The organism is Pseudoxanthomonas sp. SL93 (genome assembly GCF_026625825.1).
Taxonomy (GTDB): Bacteria; Pseudomonadota; Gammaproteobacteria; order Xanthomonadales; family Xanthomonadaceae; genus Pseudoxanthomonas_A.
In genome coordinates, this window is sequence record NZ_CP113065.1 from 432,869 (window position 1) to 455,720 (window position 22,852).

Below are 22,852 nucleotides of genomic sequence, written 5' to 3' on the forward strand. Positions count from 1 at the left end.
GGCGACATGCGAGTCCTTCGCGGTCCGCACGCATGCTGCGTGTAGACTTCGCGCGGGACGATAGGACAAGAAGAGACGAGCGAGTGCTGGCCAATTACCTGCCCACCCTGTTGTTCCTGGTCGTCGCCACCGGCATCGGCATCGCGTTGATGGTGGCCGGCCGCTTCCTGGGGCCGCGTCGCCCGGACATGCAGAAGCTGTCCCCCTACGAATGCGGCTTCGAAGCCTTCGAAGACGCGCGCATGAAGTTCGACGTGCGCTATTACCTGATCGCCATCCAGTTCATCGTCTTCGATCTGGAAATCATCTTCATCGTTCCGTGGACGCTGGTCTTCCAGGAACTCGGCCCGCGTGCGCTGGTCACGATGGGCCTGTTCGTGGGCATGCTGTTCCTCGGCTTCATTTACGTTTGGAAAAAGGGAGCGCTCGAATGGGAGTGATCCAGACCATCGACCGTCTGATGACCAACCCGATCCCGGAAGGGCGGGTGGATGACATCCTGCGCCCCGAAGGCGACAACCCGCTGCTGGAAAAGGGCTACGTGACCACCAGCGTCGATGCGCTGATGAACTGGGCACGCACCGGCTCGATGTGGCCGATGACCTTCGGCCTGGCCTGCTGTGCGGTCGAGATGATGCACGCCGGCACCTCGCGCCTGGACCTGGACCGCTACGGCGTGGTGTTCCGCCCGTCGCCGCGCCAGTCCGACGTGATGATCGTGGCCGGCACGCTGGTCAACAAGATGGCCCCGGCACTGCGCAAGGTCTACGACCAGATGCCCGAGCCGAAGTGGGTGATCTCGATGGGCAGCTGCGCCAATGGCGGCGGCTATTACCACTACTCGTACTCCGTCGTGCGCGGCTGCGACCGTATCGTCCCCGTGGACGTGTACGTGCCCGGTTGCCCGCCCACGGCCGAGGCGCTGGTGTACGGCATCCTGCAGCTGCAGAAGAAGATCTGGCGCACGCAGACCATCGCGCGCTGAGTCGTCTTCCCTCGAAGTCCCCCCGACATCCCCCTTCAGAGCACGCCACGCCCCATGGCAGAGCAAGCTGCAAACTTCACCGATCAGCTGCGCACGCGTTTCGCGGGCGCCGTGGTCACCGTCGCCGAACCGCGCGGCGAAGTGACGCTGGAAGTCCCGTCGTCCTCCTGGTACGCGGTCTGCCTCGCGCTGCGCGACGAATTCGGTTTCGAGCAGGCCGTGGACGTGTGCGGCGTGGACTACCTGGGTTACGGCAGCGATGAGTGGGATACCTCGGACGTATCGTCCGAAGGCTTCAGCCGCGGCGTCGAGGGCTTCGGACCCGGCCGCTTCAACTGGGCACAGCGCCCGCAGGGCGCCAGCCAGCCCAACCGTTTCGCCGTGGTGCTGCACCTGCTGTCGTACCAGCACAACCGTCGCCTGCGCGTGCGCTGCTTCGCACCCGACGACGGCCTGCCGGTGGTGGCATCGGTCAACGGCATCTGGCCGGGCGTGAACTGGTTCGAGCGCGAGGCGTTCGACCTGTACGGCATCATTTTCGAAGGCCACCCGGACCTGCGCCGCATCCTGACCGACTACGGCTTCGTCGGCCACCCGTTCCGCAAGGACTTCCCGCTGATCGGCAACGTCGAAGTCCGCTACGACGAAGAGAAGAAGCGCGTGGTGTACGAACCGGTCACCTCGGTGGAGCCGCGCGTCGGCGTGCCGCGCGTGATCCGCGACGACGCCCGCTATCAGACCGCCGCGGGTGAAGCCGCAGGGCGGGAGGGCAAGGCATGAGCAATCCGCAATCCGGCGTCGCGTTCGCCAGCAATCCTGCCGAAGGCAAGCAGGAGATCCGCAACTACACGCTGAACTTCGGTCCCCAGCATCCGGCCGCGCACGGCGTGCTGCGCCTGATCCTGGAAATGGACGGCGAGACCATCGTGCGTGCCGACCCCCACGTGGGCCTGCTGCACCGGGGTACCGAGAAGCTCGCTGAATCCAAGCCGTTCAACCAGTCGATCGGCTACATGGATCGCCTGGACTACGTGTCCATGATGTGCAACGAGCACGCCTACGTGCGCGCCATCGAAACCCTGATGGGCATCGAGGCGCCGGAACGCGCGCAGTACATCCGCACGATGTTCGACGAGATCACGCGCATCCTCAACCACCTGATGTGGGTCGGTTCCAACGCGCTCGACCTGGGTGCGATGGCCGTCATGCTGTACGCGTTCCGCGAGCGCGAAGAGCTGATGGACTGCTACGAAGCCGTCAGCGGCGCGCGCATGCACGCCACCTACTACCGTCCGGGCGGCGTCTACCGCGACCTGCCTGACCGCATGCCGATGTACAAGGAATCGCCGTGGCGGAAGGGCAAGGCCCTGAAGCAGTTCAACCAGGCGCGTGAAGGCTCGCTGCTGGATTTCCTGGAGGACTTCACCTCCACCTTCCCGGCGCGCGTCGACGAGTACGAGACACTGCTCACCGACAACCGCATCTGGAAGCAGCGCACCGTGGGCATCGGCGTGATATCGCCGGAAGAAGCCCGCGCGTGGGGCATGACCGGCGCGATGCTGCGTGGCTCGGGCATCGCCTGGGACCTGCGCAAGAAGCAGCCTTATGCCAAGTACGACACCGTCGATTTCGACATCCCGGTAGGCGTCAACGGCGACTGCTACGACCGTTACCTGGTCCGCGTGGCCGAGATGCGCCAGTCCAACCGCATCATCCAGCAGTGCGTGAAGTGGCTGAAGGCCAATCCCGGCCCGGTCATGGTGCAGAACTTCAAGGTCGCGCCCCCCTCCCGCGAGGAGATGAAGGACGACATGGAAGCGCTGATCCATCACTTCAAGCTGTTCAGCGAAGGCTACTGCGTGCCCGCCGGCGAGACCTACGCCGCGGTGGAAGCACCGAAGGGCGAGTTCGCCTGCTACCTGGTGTCCGACGGCGCCAACAAGCCGTTCCGCCTGAAGCTGCGCGCGCCCGGCTTTGCACATCTTTCGTCGATGGACGCCATCGTCAAGGGGCACATGCTGCCCGACGTCGTGGCGATGATCGGTACCTATGATCTTGTTTTTGGTGAGGTGGACCGATGAGGGCCACGGGTAATTTCGAAGCGGCGCAGAATGTCGACCCGCTTGTCGCGTTGAGCGACGCGACGCGCGCGCACATCGACCATTGGCTGACCAAGTTCCCGCCGGACCGCAAGCGGTCCGCAGTGCTGCAGGGCCTGCATGCGGCCCAGGAGCAGAACAGCGGCTGGCTGACCGACGAGCTGATCGCCGCCGTCGCCAAGTACCTGGACCTGCCGCCGGTGTGGGCCTACGAGGTCGCCAGCTTCTACTCGATGTTCGAGACCGAGAAGGTCGGCCGCAACAACGTGGCGTTCTGCACCAACATCAGCTGCTGGCTCAACGGCGCCGAGGACCTGGTGAAGCACGCCGAGAAGAAGCTCGGCTGCAGGCTGGGCGAATCGACCGCCGATGGCCGCGTGTACCTGAAGCGCGAAGAAGAGTGCGTGGCCGCGTGCTGCGGCGCGCCGGTGGTCGTCATCAACGGCCACTACCACGAGAATCTCACGCCGGCGAAGGTCGACGAGCTGCTGGACGGGCTGGAGTAAGCGCATGGCAGGCCATTCACCAGATTCAAACAAGCACGGTTCCGAAGGCTACGGCCCGGTCGGCCCCGCTCCCAAGGAGCACCAGGCCGTCTACACCACGCTGCACTTCGACAAGCCGTGGTCGTACGAGAACTACCTCAAGACCGGTGGTTACGCCGCGCTGCGCAGGATCATCGAAGAGAAGATCCCGCCGGCCGACGTGGTCGAGATGGTCAAGCAGTCCGGCCTGCGCGGCCGTGGCGGCGCGGGCTTCCCGACCGGCCTGAAGTGGAGCTTCATGCCCAAGGGCGACATGCAGAAGTACATCCTCTGCAATTCGGACGAATCCGAGCCGGGCACCGCCAAGGACCGCGACATCCTGCGCTACAACCCGCATGCGGTGATCGAGGGCATGGCGATCGCCTGCTACGCCACCGGTTCCACCGTGGGCTACAACTACCTGCGCGGCGAGTTCCACCACGAGCCCTTCGAGCACCTGGAAGAAGCCACCGCCGAAGCCTACAAGCATGGCTGGCTGGGCAAGAACATCCTCGGCTCCGGCGTGGACATCGATCTGTACAACGCGCTCGGCGCGGGCGCCTACATCTGCGGTGAGGAAACCGCGCTGATGGAGTCGCTGGAAGGCAAGAAGGGGCAGCCGCGCTTCAAGCCGCCGTTCCCGGCCAACTTCGGCCTCTACGGCAAGCCGACCACGATCAACAACACCGAAACCTACGCGTCGGTGCCGGCCATCGTGCGCAACGGCGCCGAGTGGTTCATGAACCTGGGCAAGCCCAACAACGGCGGCTGCAAGATCTTCTCGGTCTCCGGCCACGTCGCGCGTCCGGGCAACCATGAGATCCGCCTGGGCACCTCGTTCGCCGACCTGCTGGAACTCTGCGGCGGCATGCGCGAGGGCCGCAAGCTCAAGGCGGTCATCCCCGGCGGTTCGTCGATGCCGGTGCTGCCGGGCGAGACCATGATGGGCCTGACGATGGATTACGACAGCATCCAGAAAGCCGGGTCGGGCCTGGGGTCTGGCGCCGTCATCGTGATGGACGACACCACCTGCATGGTGCGCGCGTGCCAGCGCATCGCGCGCTTCTACTTCAAGGAAAGCTGCGGCCAGTGCACGCCGTGCCGCGAGGGCACCGGCTGGATGTACCGCATGCTGACCCGCGTGGCCGAACACAAGGCCACCCTGGAGGACCTGCAGACGCTGCGTGCGGCCGCGGGGCAGATCGAAGGCCACACCATCTGCGCGTTCGGCGAAGCCGCCGCGTGGCCGGTGCAGGGCATGCTGCGCCACTTCTGGCATGAATTCGAATACGCGATCGTGAACAAGCGTTTCCTCGTCGACGACGAGCGCGACGGCACGGTGGTCCGTTCCAACCTGGAGGTGGCCGCGTGAGTGCGCAGCCCGTGAATCCCAACCTGCCGCCGGACCACGTCACCGTCTTCATCGACGGCGTCGAGATGGCGGCGCCCAAGGGTTCGATGATCATCCAGGCCGCCGACAAGGCCGGCATCCCGATCCCGCGCTTCTGCTACCACGAGAAGCTGCCGATCGCGGCCAACTGCCGCATGTGCCTGGTCGACGTGGAAAAGATGCCGAAGCCGGCGCCGGCCTGCGCCACGCCGGTGATGGATGGCATGAAGATCGCCACGCGCAGCGAGAAGGCACTGAAGTCGCAGCGCAACGTGATGGAATTCCTGCTGATCAACCATCCGCTGGACTGCCCGATCTGCGACCAGGGTGGCGAATGCGAGCTGCAGGACCTGTCGCTGGGTTACGGCCGTTCGGTCAGCCGTTTCCAGGAACGCAAGCGTGTGGTGCCGGACGAGGACATCGGTCCGCTGGTCGCCACCGAGATGACCCGCTGCATCCAGTGCACCCGCTGCGTGCGCTTCACCGCGGACGTCGCCGGCACCTATGAACTGGGCGGCATGTACCGCGGCGAGAACCTGCAGATCGGCACCTACGACGGCAAGCCGCTGACCACCGAGATCTCCGGCAACGTCATCGACGTCTGCCCGGTCGGCGCGCTGACCAACAAGGTGTTCCAGTTCCGCGCCCGCCCGTGGGAGCTGATCGCGCGCGAATCCGTCGGCTTCCACGACGCGATGGGGTCCAACCTGTTCTACCACTCGCGCCGCGGCGAAGTGCTGCGGACGGTGCCGCGCGAGAACGAAGCGGTCAACGAGTGCTGGCTGTCCGACCGTGACCGCTACTCGCACCAGGGCCTGTACGCCGATGACCGCGCGGTGAAGCCGCTGCAGAAGGTCGATGGCGAGTGGCGCGAAGTGTCCTGGGCCGAAGGCCTGGCCGCCGCCGCCGCGATCCTGCGCGCCAACCGGGGCGACAGCCTCGGTGTGCTGGTGCACCCGGCGGTGTCCAATGAAGAAGGCGGGCTGCTGGCGAAGCTGGCCGCAGGCCTGGGCAGCGGCAACCTGGACCACCGCATCAACAACCGCGACTTCTCCGATGGCGCAGTGGCGGAGCCGTTCGCGCTGCCGCTGGCGGAGATCGAACAGGCCGATGTCATCGTGCTGTTCGGCACCAACATCCGGCACGAACTGCCGCTGCTTCACCAGCGCATCCGCAAGGCCGTCCGCAAGGGCGCCCGCGTGCACGTGGTGAATCCGGTCGACTTCGACTTCACCTTCAGCCTGGCCGGCAAGCAGATCGTCGCGCCGTCGCAGCTGGGCGAGGCACTGAATGGCGCCGCGCTGCGCGATGCCGCCAGCTCGGCCAACCGCGCCGTGGTGATCGTCGGTGGCATCGTCGAGAACCATCCGCAGGCCGCCACGCTGCGCGCCGCCGCCGGCGATTTCGCCGCTGCGACCGGTGCGTCGCTGTGCCGCATCCCGCAGGGCGCCAATGCCGTCGGCCTGGCGCGCCACGGCGTGCTGCCGAGCGGTCGCGACGTGGCCGGCATGTTCGCCGAGCCGCGCAACGCCTATGTCATCTACGGCATCGAACCGGGCCTGGATTTCGCCGACACGCCGGCCGCCACCAAGGCGCTGGTAACGGCGAAGGTCGTGGCGTTCAGCCACTTCGCCTGCAAGTCCACGCGGGATGTCGCCGACGTGATCCTTCCCATCGGCGCGTTGCCGGAAATCGAGGGCACGCTGACCAACCTGGATGGCCGTGACCAGCGCACGCAGGCAGCCGGCAAGCTGCCGGGCGAGGCGCGTGAAGGCTGGCGCGTGCTGCGTGCCCTGGGTGGCGAGCTGCAGCTGGCCGGCTTCGAGTTCACCGACCTGGCCGGCGCGCGCGCCGCGATCGGCGATGGCGCCACCGTGGCCAATATCGCCAGGTCGCCGGCGGTCGCAGTGTCGGGCGACGGTCTGCAACTGGCGGTCAGCTACGCGATCTACCGCACCGACGGCACCGTGCGCCGGGCCAAGGCACTGCAGGAGCATCCGTTGAACGTGGGTGCCCGCATCGTGCTGAATCCGGCCGACGCGCAGTCCGCGGGCGTGACCGGCGGGCAGGTGGCCAAGGTCGCCAATGGCAGCGGCACCGCGACCCTGCCGGTGGTGGTGGACGCGCGTGTCGCCGAAGGCGCGGCGTGGATCGAATGCGGCTACGGCGCGACCGCGCCGCTGGGCGCGGGACGTGTCACGGTGGTGAGCGCATGAACGAGCTGTTGATCAACGCCGTCGGCCCCCTGCGCGAGTGGTTCTTCGGGCTGGGCGACATCGGCATGGTTCTGTGGATCGTGTTGAAGATCCTGGTGATCGCCATGCCGGTGATCATCTCGGTCGCGTTCTACGTGGTGTGGGAGCGCAAGCTGATCGGCTGGATGCACGTGCGCCACGGGCCGATGTACGTGGGCATGGGCATCTTCCAGGCCTTCGCCGACGTCTTCAAGCTGCTGTTCAAGGAAATCATCCAGCCCAGCAGTGCGCAGAAGACCATGTACATCCTGGCGCCGCTGATCACGCTGGCGCCGGCTTTCGCCGCATGGGCGGTGGTGCCGTTCGACTACCAGCTGGTGCTGTCGAACGCCAATGCCGGCCTGCTGTACCTGCTGGCGATGACCTCGCTGGGCGTGTACGGCATCATCATCGCCGGCTGGGCGTCGAATTCGAAGTACGCCTTCCTCGGTGCGATGCGGTCGGCCGCGCAGGTCGTCAGCTACGAGATCGCGATGGGCTTTGCCCTGGTGGGCGTGCTGATCGCCGCCGGCAGCCTGAACCTGACCGACATCGTGATGGCGCAGTCGGGCAACGCCGGCTTCTTCGAGTGGTTCTGGCTGCCGCTGTTCCCGCTGTTCATCGTGTATTGGGTGTCCGGCGTCGCCGAGACGAACCGTTCGCCGTTCGACGTGGTCGAAGGCGAATCGGAAATCGTCGCCGGCCACATGGTGGAGTACTCGGGTGCGGCGTTCGCGCTGTTCTTCCTGGCCGAATACGCCAACATGATCCTGGTCAGCTTCCTGGTGTCGCTGTTCTTCCTGGGCGGCTGGCTGAGTCCGCTGCAGGGCTGGATCACCGCCGACGTGTCGCCCTGGATCAACTGGATCTGGACCGGCGGCTGGCCGTGGCTGCTGCTGAAGGTGCTGTTCTTCGCCAGCGCGTACATCTGGTTCCGCGCCAGCTTCCCGCGCTACCGCTACGACCAGATCATGCGCCTGGGCTGGAAGGTGTTCATTCCGCTCACGATCTTCTGGATCGCGGTGACGGCGTTGCTGGTGTTCTTCGGTGTGTTCGAGAAGGGTGTGTAAATGAACAAGGTTGTGCACTACTTCAAGAGCCTGATGCTGCTGGAACTGATGCAGGGCCTGTGGCTGACGCTGAAGTACACCTTCAAGCCGAAGTACACGCTGATGTACCCGATGGAGAAGTTCCCGCAGTCACCGCGCTTCCGTGGCCTACATGCGCTGCGCCGCTATCCGAACGGGGAAGAGCGCTGCATCGCCTGCAAGCTGTGCGAAGCCGTATGCCCCGCGCTGGCCATCACCATCGATTCGGCCCCGCGCGAGGACGGCACCCGCCGTACCACCCGCTACGACATCGACCTGTTCAAGTGCATCTACTGCGGCTTCTGCGAGGAAAGCTGCCCGGTGGATTCGATCGTGGAAACGCACGTGCTGGAGTACCACTTCGACAAGCGTGGCCAGAACATCGTGACCAAGCCGCAGCTGCTGGCGATTGGCGACCGGCTGGAAGCCGAAATCGCCGAACGCCGCGCCGCCGACGCCGCCTTCCGCTGAGGTCCAAAGAATGGATTGGGTTTTGATCAGCTTCTACGCCTTCGCCACCGTCGCGGTCGTCGCCGCCGGCGCGGTGATCAGCGTGCGCAACCCGGTGCATGCCGTGCTGTGCCTCATCCTGACGTTCTTCTCAGTGGCCTGCACCTGGCTGCTGGTGGGTGCGGAGTTTTTGGGCGTCGCCCTGATCCTCGTCTACGTGGGCGCGGTGATGGTGCTGTTCCTGTTCGTGGTGATGATGCTGGACATCGACATCGTCAAGATCCGCGAGGGTTGGGTGAAGTTCCTGCCACTGGGCCTGCTGGTCGCGGTGGTGATGCTGGGCCAGATGCTGGTGCTCATCGGCATCAAGGCGCGCACCGCCACGCCGTTCCCCGACAACGCGGCGTCGGCCGCCGCCGACGTGTCCAACACGGCCTGGCTGGCGCGCACGCTGTTCACCGAGTTCCTGCTGCCGTTCGAGTTCGCGGCGGTGATCCTGACGGTGGCCGTGGTGGCGGCCGTGATGCTGACGCTGCGCAAGCGCACCGGCATCAAGACGCAGGACCCGGGCGAGCAGTCTCGCGTGAAGGCCAGCGATCGCATCCGGATGGTCAAGATGGACGCCGAGAAGCCGGTGCGTGAAGCGCCGTCCACGCCGGCGGGCGAAGGGGAGGGCACGCCATGATTACCGTCGGTCACCTGCTGGCACTGGGCGCGGTGCTGTTCTGCATCAGCCTGGCGGGCATCTTCCTGAACCGCAAGAACGTCATCGTCCTGCTGATGTCGATCGAGCTGATGCTGCTGTCGGTCAACATCAACTTCGTCGCCTTCTCGCGCGAACTGGGCGATGCGGCCGGGCAGATCTTCGTGTTCTTCATCCTGACCGTGGCCGCGGCCGAGGCCGCCATCGGCCTGGCGATCCTGGTCACCCTGTTCCGCACCCGGCGCACGATCAACGTGGCCGAAGTCGATACGCTCAAAGGCTGATGCACTGATGACTGGTCTGGAACTCAACGGCGTACTGCCAGCCATTTCCAAGAACGTGCTGCTGGCCATCGTGCTGGCGCCGCTGCTGGGCAGCAGCATCGCCGGCCTGTTCGGGCGGCAGGTGGGGCGTGCCGGCGCGCACACCATCACCATCCTGGGCGTGGCGGCGAGCTGCGCGCTTTCCGGCTGGGTGCTGTACCAGCTGGTCGCGCTGGGCGCTTCCCCGTTCAACCAGAACCTGTACACCTTCTTCGAAGTGGGCGGCTACAGCGGCCATGTCGGTTTCATGATCGACAAGCTGACCGCGATGATGATGGTGGTGGTGACGTTCGTGTCGCTGCTGGTGCACGTGTACACCATCGGCTACATGTCCGAGGATCCCGGCTACCAGCGCTTCTTCAGCTACATCTCGCTGTTCACCTTCAGCATGCTGATGCTGGTGATGAGCAACAACTTCCTGCAGCTGTTCTTCGGCTGGGAAGCGGTGGGCCTGGTCTCGTACCTGCTGATCGGTTTCTGGTTCAAGCGGCCGACCGCGATCTTCGCCAACATGAAGGCGTTCCTGGTCAACCGGGTCGGCGACTTCGGGTTCCTGCTGGGCATCGGCTGCGTGCTGCTGATGTTCGGCACGCTGGACTACGCAACGGTGTTCGCCAATGCGCCGATGCTGGCGGGCAAGGCGATCCCGGTGTGGTCCGGTGCGGTGAGCCTGTTCGGCCAGACCTGGCAGGTGTTCGACCAGCCGGTCGTCTGGTCGATCGCCACGCTGACGTGCATCTGCCTGTTCATCGGCGCGATGGGCAAGTCGGCGCAGGTGCCGCTGCACGTGTGGCTGCCCGACTCGATGGAAGGCCCGACGCCGATCTCCGCGCTGATCCACGCCGCGACCATGGTTACAGCGGGCATCTTCATGGTGGCGCGCATGTCGCCGCTGTTCGAGCTGTCGCAGACGGCGCTGGACTTCGTGCTGTTCATCGGCGCGACCACGGCCTTGTTCACCGGCCTGATCGGCATCGTGCAGAACGACATCAAGCGCGTGGTGGCGTATTCCACGCTGTCGCAGCTGGGCTACATGACGGTCGCGCTGGGCGTGTCGGCCTACTCGGCGGCGGTGTTCCACCTGATGACGCACGCCTTCTTCAAGGCGCTGCTGTTCCTGGCGGCGGGCTCGGTCATCATCGGCATGCACCACGAACAGGACATGCGGAAGATGGGTGGCCTGCGCAGGTACATGCCCATCACCTGGATCACCAGCCTGATCGGCACGCTGGCGCTGGTGGGCACGCCGTTCTTCTCCGGCTTCTACTCGAAGGACACCATCATCGAGGCGGCCAAGCACCACCAGCACGTGGCGCACGAGTTCAACAGCAAGCTGGCCGAGCTGGGCACGATGGCGCCGCAGGGCATCAACGGCCCCAGCGAATGGATCGCCACCTACGGCTACTGGGCCATCCTGCTGGGCGTGTTCGTGACCAGCTTCTACAGCTTCCGCCTGCTGTACCTGACCTTCCACGGCAAGGAGCGCTTCCGCGACGCCCATGCCGACCATGGCCATGACGCACACCATGACCATGCCCATGACGATCACGGCCATGGTCACCATGGTGCGCACGAGCCGCATGAATCCCCGTGGGTCGTCACCCTGCCGCTGATCCTGCTGGCGATTCCTTCGATCTTCATCGGCTACTTCACGGTCGGTCCGATGCTGTTCGGCACCGACTGGAGCGGCCATCACGAGCAGCTGCCCTTCTTCCTGGGCGCGATCGACTTCATCACGCCGTCCTCGGACACGGTGGCGGCGTTGAAGGCCGAGCTCTGGCACGGTCCCGTGAAGTACGCGCTGCATGGCATGCAGGCAGCGCCGTTCTGGTTGGCACTGGGTGGCTTCGTGCTGGCGTCGGTCCTGTACCTCTGGAAGACCGAATGGCCGGCCAGGCTGCGCAGGTTCTTCGCGCTGCCGGTGCGCATCCTGGAGAACAAGTACGGCATGGACGACCTGTGGATCGGCGGCTTCGCCGGTGGCGGCGTCAAGCTGGGCAAGGTATCGCGCGCCATCGACACGCACGTGATCGACGGTGCGGCGGTCAACGGCACGGCGCGGCTGATCGACCTGGGCGCGCAGCTGCTGCGCCGTACGCAATCCGGTTACCTGTACCACTATGCCTTCGCGATGATCCTGGGCCTGATCGCCCTGCTGGCCGTGATCATCAAGTTCTGGCAGTAACGACCTGACAGCAATGCCGTGGCAATGACTGTCCTGGCGACGAACTAAACGGATACCACAACGTGTCGAACTGGCCCCTGCTGAGTGTTTTGATCTGGTTGCCCATCCTGGGTGGCGCGCTGGTGCTTGCGTTGGGCAATGCCCGCGCGAATGCCGCCCGCTGGCTGGGCTTCGCGATCGCGGTGCTGACCTTCGTCTTCAGCCTGGGCCTGCTGACCGGCTTCGACCGTACCAACCCGGGCCTGCAGTTCGTCGAGAGCCATGCGTGGATCTCCAGCTTCGACATCTACTACAACGTCGGCGCCGATGGCATAGCGGTGGCGCTGCTGCTGCTGAACACCTTGATCACCGTGCTGACCCTGGCCGGTGCCTGGGGCTCGGTGAACAAGCGCGTGTCGCAGTACGTGGCCGCGTTCCTGATCCTGGAGGGCCTGACCAACGGCATCTTCGCGGCCAGCGACGCCATGCTGTTCTACGTGTTCTTCGAAGCGATGCTGGTGCCGATGTTCCTGATCATCGGTGTCTGGGGTGGCCCGCGCCGCATCTACGCCTCGCTGAAATTCTTCCTGTACACGTTCCTCGGCTCGGTGCTGATGCTGGTCGGACTGGTATACCTGTACATCAAGGGCGGAAGCTTCCAGCTGGCCGACCTGTACGCCATGCCGCTGGATGCGAAGGAACAGATGTGGCTGTTCTTCGCCTTCCTGATCGCCTTCGCGGTGAAGATCCCGATGTTCCCGGTGCATACCTGGCTGCCGGATGCGCACGTGGAAGCACCGACCGCCGGCTCTGTGATCCTAGCGGCCATCGCGCTGAAGATCGGTGGCTACGGCCTGCTGCGCTTCAGCCTGCCGATCGTGCCGGATGCCGGCCACGAATGGGCGACCTTCGTCATCGTGCTGTCGCTGATCGCGGTGGTCTACGTGGGCCTGGTGGCGCTGGTGCAGGACGACATGAAGAAGCTGATCGCCTATTCGTCGGTCTCGCACATGGGCTTCGTCACTCTGGGCATCTTCATCGCCTTCGGCCTGGTCCGTGATTACGGCAACCTGGATGGCGCGCGCCTCGGCCTGCAGGGCGCCATGGTGCAGATGATCAGCCATGGCTTCATTTCCGGCGCCATGTTCACCTGCGTGGGCGTACTGTACGACCGCATGCACACGCGAATGATCAAGGATTACGGCGGGGTGGTGAACACCATGCCGTGGTTCGCCGCGTTCTTCGTGCTGTTCGGCATGGCCAATTCCGGCCTGCCCGGCACCAGCGGCTTCGTCGGCGAGTTCATGGTCATCCTGGCCAGCTTCCAGAAGCACCCGCTGATCGCGTTCTTCGCGGCCACCACGCTGGTGATCGGTGCCGCCTACACGCTGTGGCTGGTCAAGCGCGTGATCTTCGGCGAGGTGGCCAACAGCCACGTGGCCGAACTGAAGGACGTCAACCTGCGCGAAGCGCTGGTACTGGGTGGCTTCGCGGTGGGCGTGCTGGCGCTGGGCCTGTATCCCAAGCCGCTGACCGACCTGATGGAGCCCTCGATCGCGCAACTGGCGATGCAGCTCGCCAACAGCAAGCTGTAAGGACGAATGATGACGACGCCGATGCCAATCTCCGCCGCCGACCTGCAGCCGCTGCTGCCGGAGCTGATCCTGATCGGGGGCGCCTTCGCGCTGCTGATGCTGGACCTGTTCCTGGACAATTCGCGCCGCGTGATCACCCATGCGCTTTCGCTGCTGGTCATCGCGGTGGTGGTCTGGATGCTGGCCACGGGCGTGGGCGGGCAGGGCACTGTGTTCAGCGGCATGTTCGTGCGCGACACCCTGGCCGACGTCAGCAAGCTGGTGATCGTGGCCGTCAGCGGCCTGTCGCTGGTCTATGCCTGGCCGTACCTGCGCGAACGCGACCTGTATCCCGGCGAGGTGCCGGTCCTGGTGCTGCTGGCCACCGCCGGCATGATGATGATGGTCTCGGCCGGCAGCCTGGTGATGGTCTACTTGGGCCTGGAACTGCTGGCGCTGTGCTCCTACGCGCTGGTCGCGCTGAACCGCGATGACGGCCTGTCGTCGGAAGCGGCGATGAAGTACATCGTGCTGGGCTCGCTGGCCTCCGGCCTGCTGCTGTACGGCATGTCGCTGATCTATGGCGCGACCGGTTCGCTGCACCTGCCGGCCATCTTCGAAGCCACCAGCCAGGCCCTGGCGGGCGGCGACGACCGCCTGCTGCTGTTGACCGGCGTCGTGTTCATGGTCGCCGGCGTGGCGTTCAAGCTGGGCGCGGCGCCGTTCCACATGTGGCTGCCCGACGTCTACCAGGGCGCACCGACGCCGGTGACGCTGTTCATCAGTTCCGCGCCCAAGCTGGCAGCCTTCGGCATGGCATTCCGCCTGCTGCAGGACGGCGTGGGCCCGGCGGGCGCGCAGTGGCAATGGCTGCTGGCCGGCCTGGCCGCGGCGTCGCTGGTGATCGGCAATGTCATCGCCATCGCCCAGACCAACCTCAAGCGCATGCTGGCCTATTCGACGGTGTCGCACGTGGGCTTCCTGCTGGTCGGCTTCGCCGGCGGTGGCGAAGCGGGGTATGCCGCGGCCCTGTTCTACGGCATCTGCTACGCCATCATGTCGGCCGCCGCGTTCGGCGCCATCATCGTGCTCTCGCGACAGGGTTTCGAAGCCGACAAGATCGACGACTTCAAGGGCCTGAATGCCCGCAACCCCTGGCAGGCGGGCCTCGTGCTGTGCGTCATGGCCTCGCTGGCCGGCATTCCGCCGTTCCTGGGCTTCTGGGCCAAGCTGGTCGTGCTGGGTGCCGCCGTCAATGGTGGCTTCCTGTGGCTGGCGCTGGTCGGCGTGGTCTGCGCGGTGATCGGTGCGTTCTACTACCTGCGCGTGATCAAGGTGATGTACTTTGACGAACCGGTCGGCGAGATTCCGCCGCCGCGCGCCGATCGCGTGGTGCCGATCGTCTTCGGCGTCAATGCGCTGGCCCTGCTGGCGCTGGGCATCTTCTGGGGCCCGATCATGGCGTGGTGCAAGCTCGCCTTCGCAGGCTGAGCCACGCGCGACACGGTTCGTTACGGGCCGGTGACACCGTCGCCGGCCTTGATGATGAACACGCCGTTTCAGTTGATTGCCAATCAAGGCTTGCAATAAACCGGCGTATTCATCATAATTTCGCTTCTGCTGCGGGGTGGAGCAGTCTGGCAGCTCGTCGGGCTCATAACCCGAAGGTCGCAGGTTCAAATCCTGCCCCCGCTACCAAGTTTTCAAGACCGGGAAGTCCCATCATCAGGGGCTTCCCACCATGAAGGCTCGGGCAAAGGAAGACGCATGTTCCCGTCTTCCAACCGAAATCCAGCGTATCGGACAAGGGGCCCAGCGGGCCCCTTGTTGTTTTCCGCACTCTGAAACCCGGCACAGGACAACCGTGAGCGAAAAGGCCAACCAAATCGCCCATCTGCTTGCCCCCACCGTGCAGGCCCTCGGCCTGGAACTGCTGGGTGCGGAATATCTGCCGGCTCCCGGCAGCGCGACACTGCGTCTCTACATCGATGTGCAGGAAAGCGAGCGTGAAAGCCGCTTCGTCAACATCGAGGACTGCGAGGCGGTGAGCCGCGAAGTCTCGGCGCAGCTGGACGTGGAAGACCCCATCACCGGCAACTACACGCTGGAGGTATCCTCGCCCGGCGTCGACCGCCCGCTGTTCAGCCTGGACCATTACGCCCGCTTCGTCGGCGAATCGGCCAAGGTCGTGCTGAAGCTGCCGCAGGATGGCCGCCGCCGCCTGCAGGGCCGGATCAGCCGGATCGAAGGCGAGAACGTCATCTTCACCGTCGAAGATGCCGAGCTGACGGTCTCGTTCGATAATATCGACAAGGGTCGTCTGGTCCCCGACTGGGCCGCCCTGGGTCTGGCACCCGAAAAGCCCGGCGCCGGCGCGGGACGCAAGCCGAAGCCGAAGGCCGACGAAAAACCGAATTCCAGGACCGGTGCCGCCAAGCGCGCCCCGGCCAAGAAAAGCAAGAGCAAACCCAACCAACCGGCGGCCGGCAAGCCGCGCGCGGAGTGATCAATGAGTAAGGAATTGTTGCTGGTGGTGGATGCGGTCGCCAACGAAAAGGGCGTGCCGCGCGAAGTGATCTTCGATGCGATCGAAGCCGCATTGGCGTCCGCCGCCAAGAAGCGCTACATGGACCAGGACGTGCAGGTCCGCGTCACCATCGACCACAAGGACGGCAGCTACGAAACGTACCGCCGCTGGGAAGTGGTGGCCGATGACGTGGTGATGGAATCGCCCGACCGCCAGATCCGCCTGATGGACGCCGTCGACGAAAGCGATGGCGCCGAAGTGGGCGACTGGATCGAAGAAAAGATCGAGAACCCCGATTTCGGCCGCATCGCCGCGCAGGCCGCCAAGCAGGTCATCGTGCAGCGCGTCCGCGAGGCCGAGCGCGCGCAGGTGGTCGATGCGTGGAAGGACCGCGTGGGCGAGCTGGTCACCGGCGTGGTCAAGCGCGCCGAGCGCGGCAACATCTACGTGGACCTGGGCGGCAACGCCGAGGCCTTCATTCCGAAGGACAAGGGCATCCCGCGCGACGTGCTGCGCGCCGGCGACCGCGTCCGCGGCTACCTGTTCGACGTGCGCTACGAACCACGCGGCCCGCAGCTGTTCATCAGCCGCGCCGCCCCGGAATTCATGATCGAGCTGTTCAAGCTGGAAGTGCCTGAAGTGGGCCAGGGCCTGGTGGAGATCAAGGCCTGCGCACGCGACCCGGGCGACCGCGCCAAGATCGCCGTGCTCGCGCACGACACCCGCACCGATCCCATCGGCGCCTGCATCGGCATGCGCGGTTCGCGCGTGCAGGCGGTCAGCAACGAGCTGAACGGCGAGCGCGTGGACATCGTGCTGTGGAACGACAATCCGGCCACCTTCGTCATCAATGCGATGGCGCCGGCGGAAGTGCAGTCCATCATCGTCGATGAAGAGAAGCACTCGATGGACCTGGCCGTGGCGGAAGACCGCCTGGCGCAGGCCATCGGCAAGGGCGGGCAGAACGTCCGCCTGGCCAGCCGCCTGACCGGCTGGCAGCTCAACGTCATGACCCAGGACCAGGTGGCCGCCAAGTCGGAGGCCGAACAGGCCGTCGCCCGCCAGCTGTTCATGGACAAGCTGGAAGTGGACGAGGAAATCTCGGCCATCCTGGTCAGCGAAGGCTTCAGCACGGTCGAGGAAATCGCCTACGTGCCGGTCGGCGAGCTGCTGGCGGTGGAAGGCTTCGACGAGGACATCGTCGAGGAGCTGCGTTCGCGGGCCCGCGACGCGCTGCTCAACGAAGCCCTGGCCGAGGAAGAAGGCCTGGAAGAGAACCACCCGGCCGACGACCTGCTGGCCTTGGACGGCATGGATGAGGAAACCGCCTACGCGCTGGCCTCGCATGGCGTCCGCACCAGCGAGGACCTGTCCGACCTGGCCGCCGACGAAGTGGTCGAGTTCGGCATCGAGGGCCTGGACGAGGGCCGTGCCGCGGCGCTGATCCTGGCTGCCCGCGCCGAAGAGATTGCTCGTCTGGAGCGTGGCGCGTGAGCGCCGCCCCGGCCCGCCTGGAACCCGGCGCATGAGCCACCAATGAACCCCGCCCTGGCACCCGCAGGGCTTAGAATCCGCACCATAGAAAAGCTGCGCATCCCGGCCCAACGCGGGGAGGCGCAACACAGAACCTAGGATCCGAATGTCGCAGCAAACCACCATCCGCAAGCTGGCTGAACTGGTCAACACGCCGGTCGAGAAACTTCTGGAGCAGCTGGCCGAGGCCGGCATGAGCTTCAGCGGTCCCGACCAGGTCGTGACCAGCATGGAAAAAGTGAAGCTGCTCGGCTTCCTGAAGCGCTCTCACGGCAAGGCCGAAGCGCCCGCGGATGACGCTGCGCCGAAGAAGATCACCCTGGCCCGCCGCAAGGTGCAGGAAGTGACCGTCGCCGCCGGCCGCACGAAGACCACGGTCAACGTGGAGGTGCGCCAGAAGCGCACCTACGTGAAGCCCGCCGACTCCGAGCTGGTCACCACCAACTGGCAGAACGAGGCCGATCCGGAGCGCGCGGAGATCCTGCGCAAGCTGGAGGAATCGCGCCAGCGCAACCTGGATGAGCAGAAGCGCCTGGCCCAGGACGACGCCCGTCGCGCCGAGGAACAGGAGCGCCGCCGCCAGGAAGAAGCGGCCGTGCGCGCCGAAGCCGATGCCGCCCGTGCGCAGGCCGAAGCAGAGGCCGCCGCCCTGGCCGCCGGTGCCACGCCCGTGGACGGTGACGAGACCGCGCCGCGCCCCGCCAAGCCGACGCCCGGCCACCATGTACCCAAGCCGCCGGTCCGCAAGGATCCGCCGCGCGTGGACGACCGCAACGCGGCCGCCGCCAAGCACAAGACTCGCGGTTCGCACGCGATGGTTGCCGGTGTCGAGGACGACGACAGCACCAGCCGCTTCGCCGGCCAGCTGCACCTGTCCGCTGCCGATCGTGCCCGTCGCGGCGCCTCGCGCGGCAAGCCCAAGCCCAAGCGTCACATGGAACAGAGCCGTGGCGGCAGTGGCAGCCATGGTTTCGAACGCCCGACCGCACCGGTCGTGCGTGAAGTGGCCATCGGCGAAACCATCACCGTGGCCGACCTGGCGCAGAAGCTCGCGCTGAAGGGCGGTGACGTGGTGAAGGCGCTGTTCAAGATGGGCGTGATGGCCACCATCACCCAGAGCATCGACCACGACACCGCGGCGCTGATCACCGAAGAGCTGGGCCACAAGCCCGTGCGCGCCGACGCCAACGACGTCGAGAGCGAACTGCTGGCGCATACCGAGGAAGTGCAGGGCGACAAGATCTCGCGTCCGCCGGTGGTCACCATCATGGGTCACGTCGACCATGGCAAGACCTCGCTGCTGGACTACATCCGCCGCACCAAGATCGCCAGCGGCGAAGCCGGCGGCATCACCCAGCACATCGGTGCGTACCACGTGGAAACGCCGAAGGGCGTCATCAGCTTCCTGGATACCCCTGGCCATGCCGCGTTCACCGCGATGCGTGCCCGTGGCGCCAAGCTGACCGATATCGTGGTGCTGGTGGTCGCGGCCGATGACGGCGTCATGCCGCAGACCCGTGAAGCCATCCAGCACGCCAAGTCGGCCAAGGTGCCGCTGATCGTGGCGGTCAACAAGATCGACAAGTCCGACGCCGACCCGCTGCGCGTGAAGAACGAACTGCTGGCCGAGGAAGTGGTCGCCGAAGACTTCGGCGGCGACACCCAGATGGTGGAAATCTCCGCCAAGACGGGCCAAGGCGTGGACGACCTGCTGGACGCCATCTCCATCCAGGCCGAAGTGCTGGAACTGAAGGCCGTCGTCGACGGCCGCGCCACCGGCGTGGTCATCGAGTCCTCGCTGGACAAGGGCCGTGGCCCGGTTGCCACGGTGCTGGTGCAGCAAGGCACCCTGAAGAAGGGCGACTACCTGGTCTGCGGCGTGCAGTACGGCCGCGTGCGTGCGCTGTTCGACGAGACCGGCGGCCAGCCGCCGTCGGCTGGCCCGTCCATCCCCGTGCAGGTGCTGGGTCTGTCCGGCGTACCCGAGGCCGGCGACGACTTCGTCGTGGTCGAGGACGAGCGCCTGGCCAAGGACGTCGCGCAGCAGCGTGATGCCAAGCGCCGTGAATCGCGCCTGGTGCAGTCCGCCGGCAGCCGCATGGAAGACATCATGGCGCAGCTGGGCAAGGGCGATGGCCAGCTCAGCCTGAACCTGATCATCAAGGGCGACGTGCAAGGTTCGGTCGAAGCACTGCGCCACTCGCTGACCGCGCTGTCCAATGAATCCATCCGCATCAACATCATCAGCTCCGGCGTGGGCGGCATCACCGAGTCCGACGCCAATTCGGCCGTCACCTCCAAGGCCACCGTGATCGGCTTCAACGTGCGTGCCGACGCCTCCGCGCGTCGCATCATCGAAGCCAATGGCGTGGACCTGCGTTACTTCTCGATCATCTATGACGTGATCGACCAGGTGAAGCAGGTGGCCTCCGGCCTGCTGGGCGTGGAGATCCGCGAAGAGATCATCGGCATCGCGCAGGTCCGCGACGTGTTCCGCAGCTCCAAGTTCGGTGCGGTGGCCGGCTGCATGGTCATCGAGGGCGTGGTCAAGCGGAACAAGCCCATCCGCGTGCTGCGCGACAGCACGGTGGTCTTCGAAGGCGAACTGGAATCGCTGCGCCGCTTCAAGGAGAACGTCGACGAAGTGCGCAACGGTACCGAATGCGGCATCGGCGTGAAGGCCTACAACGACGTCAAGCCGGGCGACCAGATCGAGTGCTTCGAGCGCATCGAAGTGCAGCGCACCCTGTAAGGGTGCGCGTGATCCGGGAACGGGGATTCGTGATCCGCAACGACGGATCATGAGTCCTTTCCCAGTCCCGGCTCCGTTTTCCACGAATCACGAATAGCGAATCACCCATCACGTGCCTACCAAGTCGTTCCATCGCACCGACCGCGTTTCCGCCCAGCTCCGTCGCGAGCTGGGCACGCTGGTGCACGAGGCCGTGCGCGAGCACGGCCTGCCGTCGGTCAGCGTTTCCGACGTGGAAGTCACCCGCGACATGGCGCATGCCAAGGTCTTCGTCACCGCGCTGATGCCCGAGCGTTCCGTCGAGGCGATGAAGGGCCTAAAGGAACTGGCCTGGGGCCTGCGCATGGAACTGGCCCGCCGGGTCAAGATGCGCCACGTCCCCGAGCTGCATTTCCACTACGACGATTCCGTGGACCGCGGCGAGCGCATCGACAACCTGCTGCGCGACCTGCCCAAGTCCGAAGACTGAGTCTATTCGCAGGTCTGGCGCTCTGCCTGGCAGGCCTGCGTGGCGCGCCGCAACTGTTGTTCGTCGAAGGCCGGAGGAGGCCGCGCTGTCGCAGCCTGGACCTGCGCTTTCCAGCCCGGTGTCCGCGTGACGGCTTCGCCGACCTTCCCGATGGCGTAGTTGATGCCCAGCTGCACATAACCGCCCCGCTTGCCGACTTCTTCCAGGCTGGGCGCCTCGTCCCAGTGGCGGTTGAAGCGGGTGGAGTCCACCTGGATGGGGTTGCGGTTGCGGTACAGGTCCACCGTTTCCGGTGGCGGACGTGGGGCCACCACTTTCACCGCCTCCATCGTCGTGACGTCCTGCGCAGCCGGTCCGGCAGCGGAGGAAACGGGGGGTATTGTCGCCGCGTCCTGCGTTTGCGCGGCGACACCTTGAGGCAAGGCCAGCAGGGCGAAGAAAATTGCGTTATGCCGCAGGAGTGGGATCATGCACTGTTCGTCAGGCAGGGTGGAGTACGTTCGGCAACGCGGCATGCGGGCGTGCGTGCGGTCCGTTGTGCACGTGCGGGCGCTTGCACCACAACGCGGCTCAGGTGCCGTGCGGACGATGCCGTAACCAGCCTGAATCAAATGTTGCATCAAAAGTGAGATCGCCTGGCCTCCAGACCTACGGATGAAGCAGAACAAGCCCAACAGGATTCCCTTCCGTCGCCTCGATGGCCTGCTGCTGCTCGACAAGCCGCAGGGCATGAGTTCGAACGCGGCACTGCAGGCGGCACGCCGGCTGTTCCGCGCGGAGAAGGGCGGGCACACCGGCAGCCTCGATCCGCTCGCCACCGGCCTGCTGCCGTTGTGCTTCGGTGAAGCCACCAAGATCGCAGGCCTGCTGCTGGGGTCGCGCAAGGCGTACGACACGGTCGCCACGCTGGGCGCCACCACCGATACCGATGACGCTGACGGCCAGGTCTTGCTGGAACGGGCGGTACCCGCCTTCGACGCCGACACGTTGCAGGCGGCGCTCGCGCCGCTCCGGGGACATATCCGCCAGCGCGCACCCGTCTATTCGGCGCTGAAGCAGGGCGGTGAGCCGCTGTATGCGAAGGCCCGCCGCGGTGAAACCATCGAAGCGCCGGAGCGGGATGTCCAGGTGCACGCCATCCAGGTGCTGGACATGCAGCCACGCCAGCTCACGTTGCGGATCGAATGCGGGTCCGGCACCTATGTGCGCAGCCTTGTCCGCGACCTGGGTGAGACGCTGGGCTGCGGTGCGCACGTGGCCCAGCTGCGCCGACTGTGGGTGGAGCCCTTCCGGCAGCCGCGCATGTTCACGCTGGAGGCCCTTCAGGCCCTTGCTGAACAGGGTGGCGAAACTGAACTGGATGCCTGCCTGTTGCCGATCGAGGCCGGCCTGGCCGGCTTCCCCCGCATCGACGTGGACGCCGCCGCCGCCCATCGCCTGGGGCAGGGCCAGCGACTGCACGGTCACCCGCCCAGCGCCGGCCCCGTGGCGATCCACGGGCCCGAGGGGCGCGTACTGGGGCTGGCAACCGTCGATGCCGACGGCAAGCTTTCGCCACAGCGGTTGTTCACCTGGGCCAGCGTGAACGGGGCCACGAGCCCGCTCCCCGCGCAATAAAGCCTTGTTTCACAAGGTCCCCCGCGGCTACACTACGCCGCCGGTTTTGCCCGGCCATTCCTCTATCCTTTCACGGCGAGTCAAGCGGTGCCCCGGCTTACCCCGGTATCTCCGGCGTTCCTGCTGACCACGCATCAAGAGAACCTACATGTCCATCGATACCCAGAAAGTCATTGAAGATAACAAGCGCGGCACCAACGACACCGGCTCGCCGGAAGTCCAGGTCGCCCTGCTGACCGCCCGCATCGAACACCTGAGCGGCCACTTCAAGACCCACAAGAAGGATCACCACAGCCGCCGTGGTCTGCTGCAGCTGGTCAACCGCCGCCGCAGCCTGCTTGACTACCTCAAGAAGAAAGACAACGAGCGCTACAAGACCCTGATCGAGAAACTCGGCCTGCGTCGTTAAACCCATACCGA

The 22,852-nt window shown here is 65.7% G+C and carries 21 protein-coding genes and 1 tRNA gene; 21 read left to right on the forward strand and 1 reads right to left on the reverse strand.

The window, feature by feature from the left end; all coding sequences use genetic code 11:
* Positions 1 to 83 precede the first annotated feature (83 nt).
* The 19 genes from OVA13_RS01995 (at position 84) to rbfA (ending at position 20,815) form a co-directional block, all read left to right on the forward strand.
* Positions 84 to 440 (forward strand): NADH-quinone oxidoreductase subunit A, encoded by a 357-nt coding sequence (locus OVA13_RS01995; RefSeq protein WP_267792159.1) that lies wholly within the window; start codon positions 84 to 86, stop codon positions 438 to 440.
* Positions 431 to 985, forward strand: coding sequence for a NuoB/complex I 20 kDa subunit family protein (locus OVA13_RS02000; protein WP_267792160.1), 555 nt, complete (start codon positions 431 to 433; stop codon positions 983 to 985). Before OVA13_RS01995 ends, OVA13_RS02000 begins: the two co-directional genes overlap by 10 nt.
* Positions 986 to 1,039: 54 nt before the next feature.
* Complete coding sequence (locus tag OVA13_RS02005) at positions 1,040 to 1,765, forward strand: NADH-quinone oxidoreductase subunit C (protein ID WP_267792161.1); 726 nt, start codon at positions 1,040 to 1,042, stop codon at positions 1,763 to 1,765.
* Positions 1,762 to 3,066, forward strand: a complete 1,305-nt coding sequence (locus OVA13_RS02010; protein WP_267792162.1) for an NADH-quinone oxidoreductase subunit D — start codon at positions 1,762 to 1,764, stop codon at positions 3,064 to 3,066. Before OVA13_RS02005 ends, OVA13_RS02010 begins: the two co-directional genes overlap by 4 nt.
* The gene (gene nuoE, locus OVA13_RS02015) at positions 3,063 to 3,590 is read left to right on the forward strand and encodes an NADH-quinone oxidoreductase subunit NuoE (RefSeq protein WP_267792163.1); all 528 of its coding nucleotides are present in this window, start codon (positions 3,063 to 3,065) and stop codon (positions 3,588 to 3,590) included. The genes OVA13_RS02010 and nuoE overlap by 4 nt, the downstream gene beginning before the upstream one ends.
* Positions 3,591 to 3,594: 4 nt before the next feature.
* Complete coding sequence (nuoF, locus tag OVA13_RS02020) at positions 3,595 to 4,980, forward strand: NADH-quinone oxidoreductase subunit NuoF (protein WP_267792164.1); 1,386 nt, start codon at positions 3,595 to 3,597, stop codon at positions 4,978 to 4,980.
* Positions 4,977 to 7,214: an NADH-quinone oxidoreductase subunit NuoG gene (gene nuoG, locus OVA13_RS02025; protein ID WP_267792165.1), complete on the forward strand. Its 2,238-nt coding sequence runs from the start codon at positions 4,977 to 4,979 to the stop codon at positions 7,212 to 7,214. The genes nuoF and nuoG overlap by 4 nt, the downstream gene beginning before the upstream one ends.
* Positions 7,211 to 8,302: an NADH-quinone oxidoreductase subunit NuoH gene (gene nuoH / locus OVA13_RS02030; protein ID WP_267792166.1), complete on the forward strand. Its 1,092-nt coding sequence runs from the start codon at positions 7,211 to 7,213 to the stop codon at positions 8,300 to 8,302. The genes nuoG and nuoH overlap by 4 nt, the downstream gene beginning before the upstream one ends.
* Positions 8,303 to 8,791, forward strand: coding sequence for an NADH-quinone oxidoreductase subunit NuoI (gene nuoI, locus OVA13_RS02035; RefSeq protein ID WP_055943845.1), 489 nt, complete (start codon positions 8,303 to 8,305; stop codon positions 8,789 to 8,791). It begins immediately after the preceding gene.
* Positions 8,792 to 8,801: 10 nt separating this feature from the next.
* Positions 8,802 to 9,455 carry an NADH-quinone oxidoreductase subunit J gene (locus tag OVA13_RS02040; RefSeq protein WP_267792167.1) on the forward strand — a complete coding sequence of 218 codons (654 nt, stop codon included), beginning with the start codon at positions 8,802 to 8,804 and terminating at the stop codon, positions 9,453 to 9,455.
* Entirely contained in the window at positions 9,452 to 9,757 is a 306-nt protein-coding gene (gene nuoK, locus OVA13_RS02045; protein ID WP_192201411.1) for an NADH-quinone oxidoreductase subunit NuoK, read from the forward strand. The genes OVA13_RS02040 and nuoK overlap by 4 nt, the downstream gene beginning before the upstream one ends.
* Positions 9,758 to 9,764: 7 nt before the next feature.
* Complete coding sequence (nuoL, locus tag OVA13_RS02050) at positions 9,765 to 11,981, forward strand: NADH-quinone oxidoreductase subunit L (RefSeq protein WP_267792168.1); 2,217 nt, start codon at positions 9,765 to 9,767, stop codon at positions 11,979 to 11,981.
* Positions 11,982 to 12,043: 62 nt separating this feature from the next.
* Positions 12,044 to 13,555: an NADH-quinone oxidoreductase subunit M gene (locus tag OVA13_RS02055; protein WP_267792169.1), complete on the forward strand. Its 1,512-nt coding sequence runs from the start codon at positions 12,044 to 12,046 to the stop codon at positions 13,553 to 13,555.
* Between the two features lie 9 nt (positions 13,556 to 13,564).
* Positions 13,565 to 15,025: an NADH-quinone oxidoreductase subunit NuoN gene (gene nuoN, locus OVA13_RS02060; RefSeq protein WP_267792170.1), complete on the forward strand. Its 1,461-nt coding sequence runs from the start codon at positions 13,565 to 13,567 to the stop codon at positions 15,023 to 15,025.
* A 130-nt stretch (positions 15,026 to 15,155) separates the two neighbouring features.
* Positions 15,156 to 15,232, forward strand: a tRNA-Met gene (locus tag OVA13_RS02065).
* Positions 15,233 to 15,398: 166 nt separating this feature from the next.
* A complete protein-coding gene (rimP, locus tag OVA13_RS02070; protein ID WP_267792171.1) occupies positions 15,399 to 16,040 on the forward strand; it encodes a ribosome maturation factor RimP in 642 nt (213 codons plus the stop codon).
* Positions 16,041 to 16,043: 3 nt separating this feature from the next.
* Positions 16,044 to 17,555: a transcription termination factor NusA gene (nusA, locus tag OVA13_RS02075; protein WP_267792172.1), complete on the forward strand. Its 1,512-nt coding sequence runs from the start codon at positions 16,044 to 16,046 to the stop codon at positions 17,553 to 17,555.
* A 145-nt stretch (positions 17,556 to 17,700) separates the two neighbouring features.
* A complete protein-coding gene (infB, locus tag OVA13_RS02080) occupies positions 17,701 to 20,346 on the forward strand; it encodes a translation initiation factor IF-2 (RefSeq protein WP_267792173.1) in 2,646 nt (881 codons plus the stop codon).
* Positions 20,347 to 20,458: 112 nt separating this feature from the next.
* A complete protein-coding gene (gene rbfA / locus OVA13_RS02085) occupies positions 20,459 to 20,815 on the forward strand; it encodes a 30S ribosome-binding factor RbfA (RefSeq protein WP_267792174.1) in 357 nt (118 codons plus the stop codon).
* A gap of 2 nt (positions 20,816 to 20,817) precedes the next feature.
* On the opposite strand, the gene OVA13_RS02090 is transcribed toward rbfA, so the two are convergent.
* A complete protein-coding gene (locus OVA13_RS02090; protein WP_267792175.1) occupies positions 20,818 to 21,285 on the reverse strand; it encodes a hypothetical protein in 468 nt (155 codons plus the stop codon).
* Between the two features lie 184 nt (positions 21,286 to 21,469).
* Between OVA13_RS02090 and truB the strand changes: the two genes are divergently transcribed.
* Both truB and rpsO read left to right on the forward strand, forming a co-directional pair.
* Positions 21,470 to 22,432: a tRNA pseudouridine(55) synthase TruB gene (gene truB, locus OVA13_RS02095; RefSeq protein WP_267792176.1), complete on the forward strand. Its 963-nt coding sequence runs from the start codon at positions 21,470 to 21,472 to the stop codon at positions 22,430 to 22,432.
* Positions 22,433 to 22,580: 148 nt separating this feature from the next.
* Positions 22,581 to 22,841 carry a 30S ribosomal protein S15 gene (gene rpsO, locus OVA13_RS02100; RefSeq protein ID WP_267792177.1) on the forward strand — a complete coding sequence of 87 codons (261 nt, stop codon included), beginning with the start codon at positions 22,581 to 22,583 and terminating at the stop codon, positions 22,839 to 22,841.
* The last annotated feature ends 11 nt before the right edge of the window (positions 22,842 to 22,852 follow it).

Coding starts and splice junctions, on each gene's coding strand:
- nuoI (WP_055943845.1), top strand. CDS start 8,303: ATGAACAAGGTTGTGCACTACTTCAAGAGCCTGATGCTGCTGGAACTG.
- nuoL (WP_267792168.1), top strand. CDS start 9,765: ATGACTGGTCTGGAACTCAACGGCGTACTGCCAGCCATTTCCAAGAAC.
- nusA (WP_267792172.1), top strand. CDS start 16,044: ATGAGTAAGGAATTGTTGCTGGTGGTGGATGCGGTCGCCAACGAAAAG.
- OVA13_RS02040 (WP_267792167.1), top strand. CDS start 8,802: ATGGATTGGGTTTTGATCAGCTTCTACGCCTTCGCCACCGTCGCGGTC.
- nuoE (WP_267792163.1), top strand. CDS start 3,063: ATGAGGGCCACGGGTAATTTCGAAGCGGCGCAGAATGTCGACCCGCTT.
- rpsO (WP_267792177.1), top strand. CDS start 22,581: ATGTCCATCGATACCCAGAAAGTCATTGAAGATAACAAGCGCGGCACC.
- OVA13_RS02090 (WP_267792175.1), bottom strand. CDS start 21,285: ATGATCCCACTCCTGCGGCATAACGCAATTTTCTTCGCCCTGCTGGCC.
- OVA13_RS02005 (WP_267792161.1), top strand. CDS start 1,040: ATGGCAGAGCAAGCTGCAAACTTCACCGATCAGCTGCGCACGCGTTTC.
- OVA13_RS02010 (WP_267792162.1), top strand. CDS start 1,762: ATGAGCAATCCGCAATCCGGCGTCGCGTTCGCCAGCAATCCTGCCGAA.
- nuoK (WP_192201411.1), top strand. CDS start 9,452: ATGATTACCGTCGGTCACCTGCTGGCACTGGGCGCGGTGCTGTTCTGC.
- OVA13_RS02000 (WP_267792160.1), top strand. CDS start 431: ATGGGAGTGATCCAGACCATCGACCGTCTGATGACCAACCCGATCCCG.
- nuoF (WP_267792164.1), top strand. CDS start 3,595: ATGGCAGGCCATTCACCAGATTCAAACAAGCACGGTTCCGAAGGCTAC.
- nuoN (WP_267792170.1), top strand. CDS start 13,565: ATGACGACGCCGATGCCAATCTCCGCCGCCGACCTGCAGCCGCTGCTG.
- nuoH (WP_267792166.1), top strand. CDS start 7,211: ATGAACGAGCTGTTGATCAACGCCGTCGGCCCCCTGCGCGAGTGGTTC.
- infB (WP_267792173.1), top strand. CDS start 17,701: ATGTCGCAGCAAACCACCATCCGCAAGCTGGCTGAACTGGTCAACACG.
- truB (WP_267792176.1), top strand. CDS start 21,470: ATGAAGCAGAACAAGCCCAACAGGATTCCCTTCCGTCGCCTCGATGGC.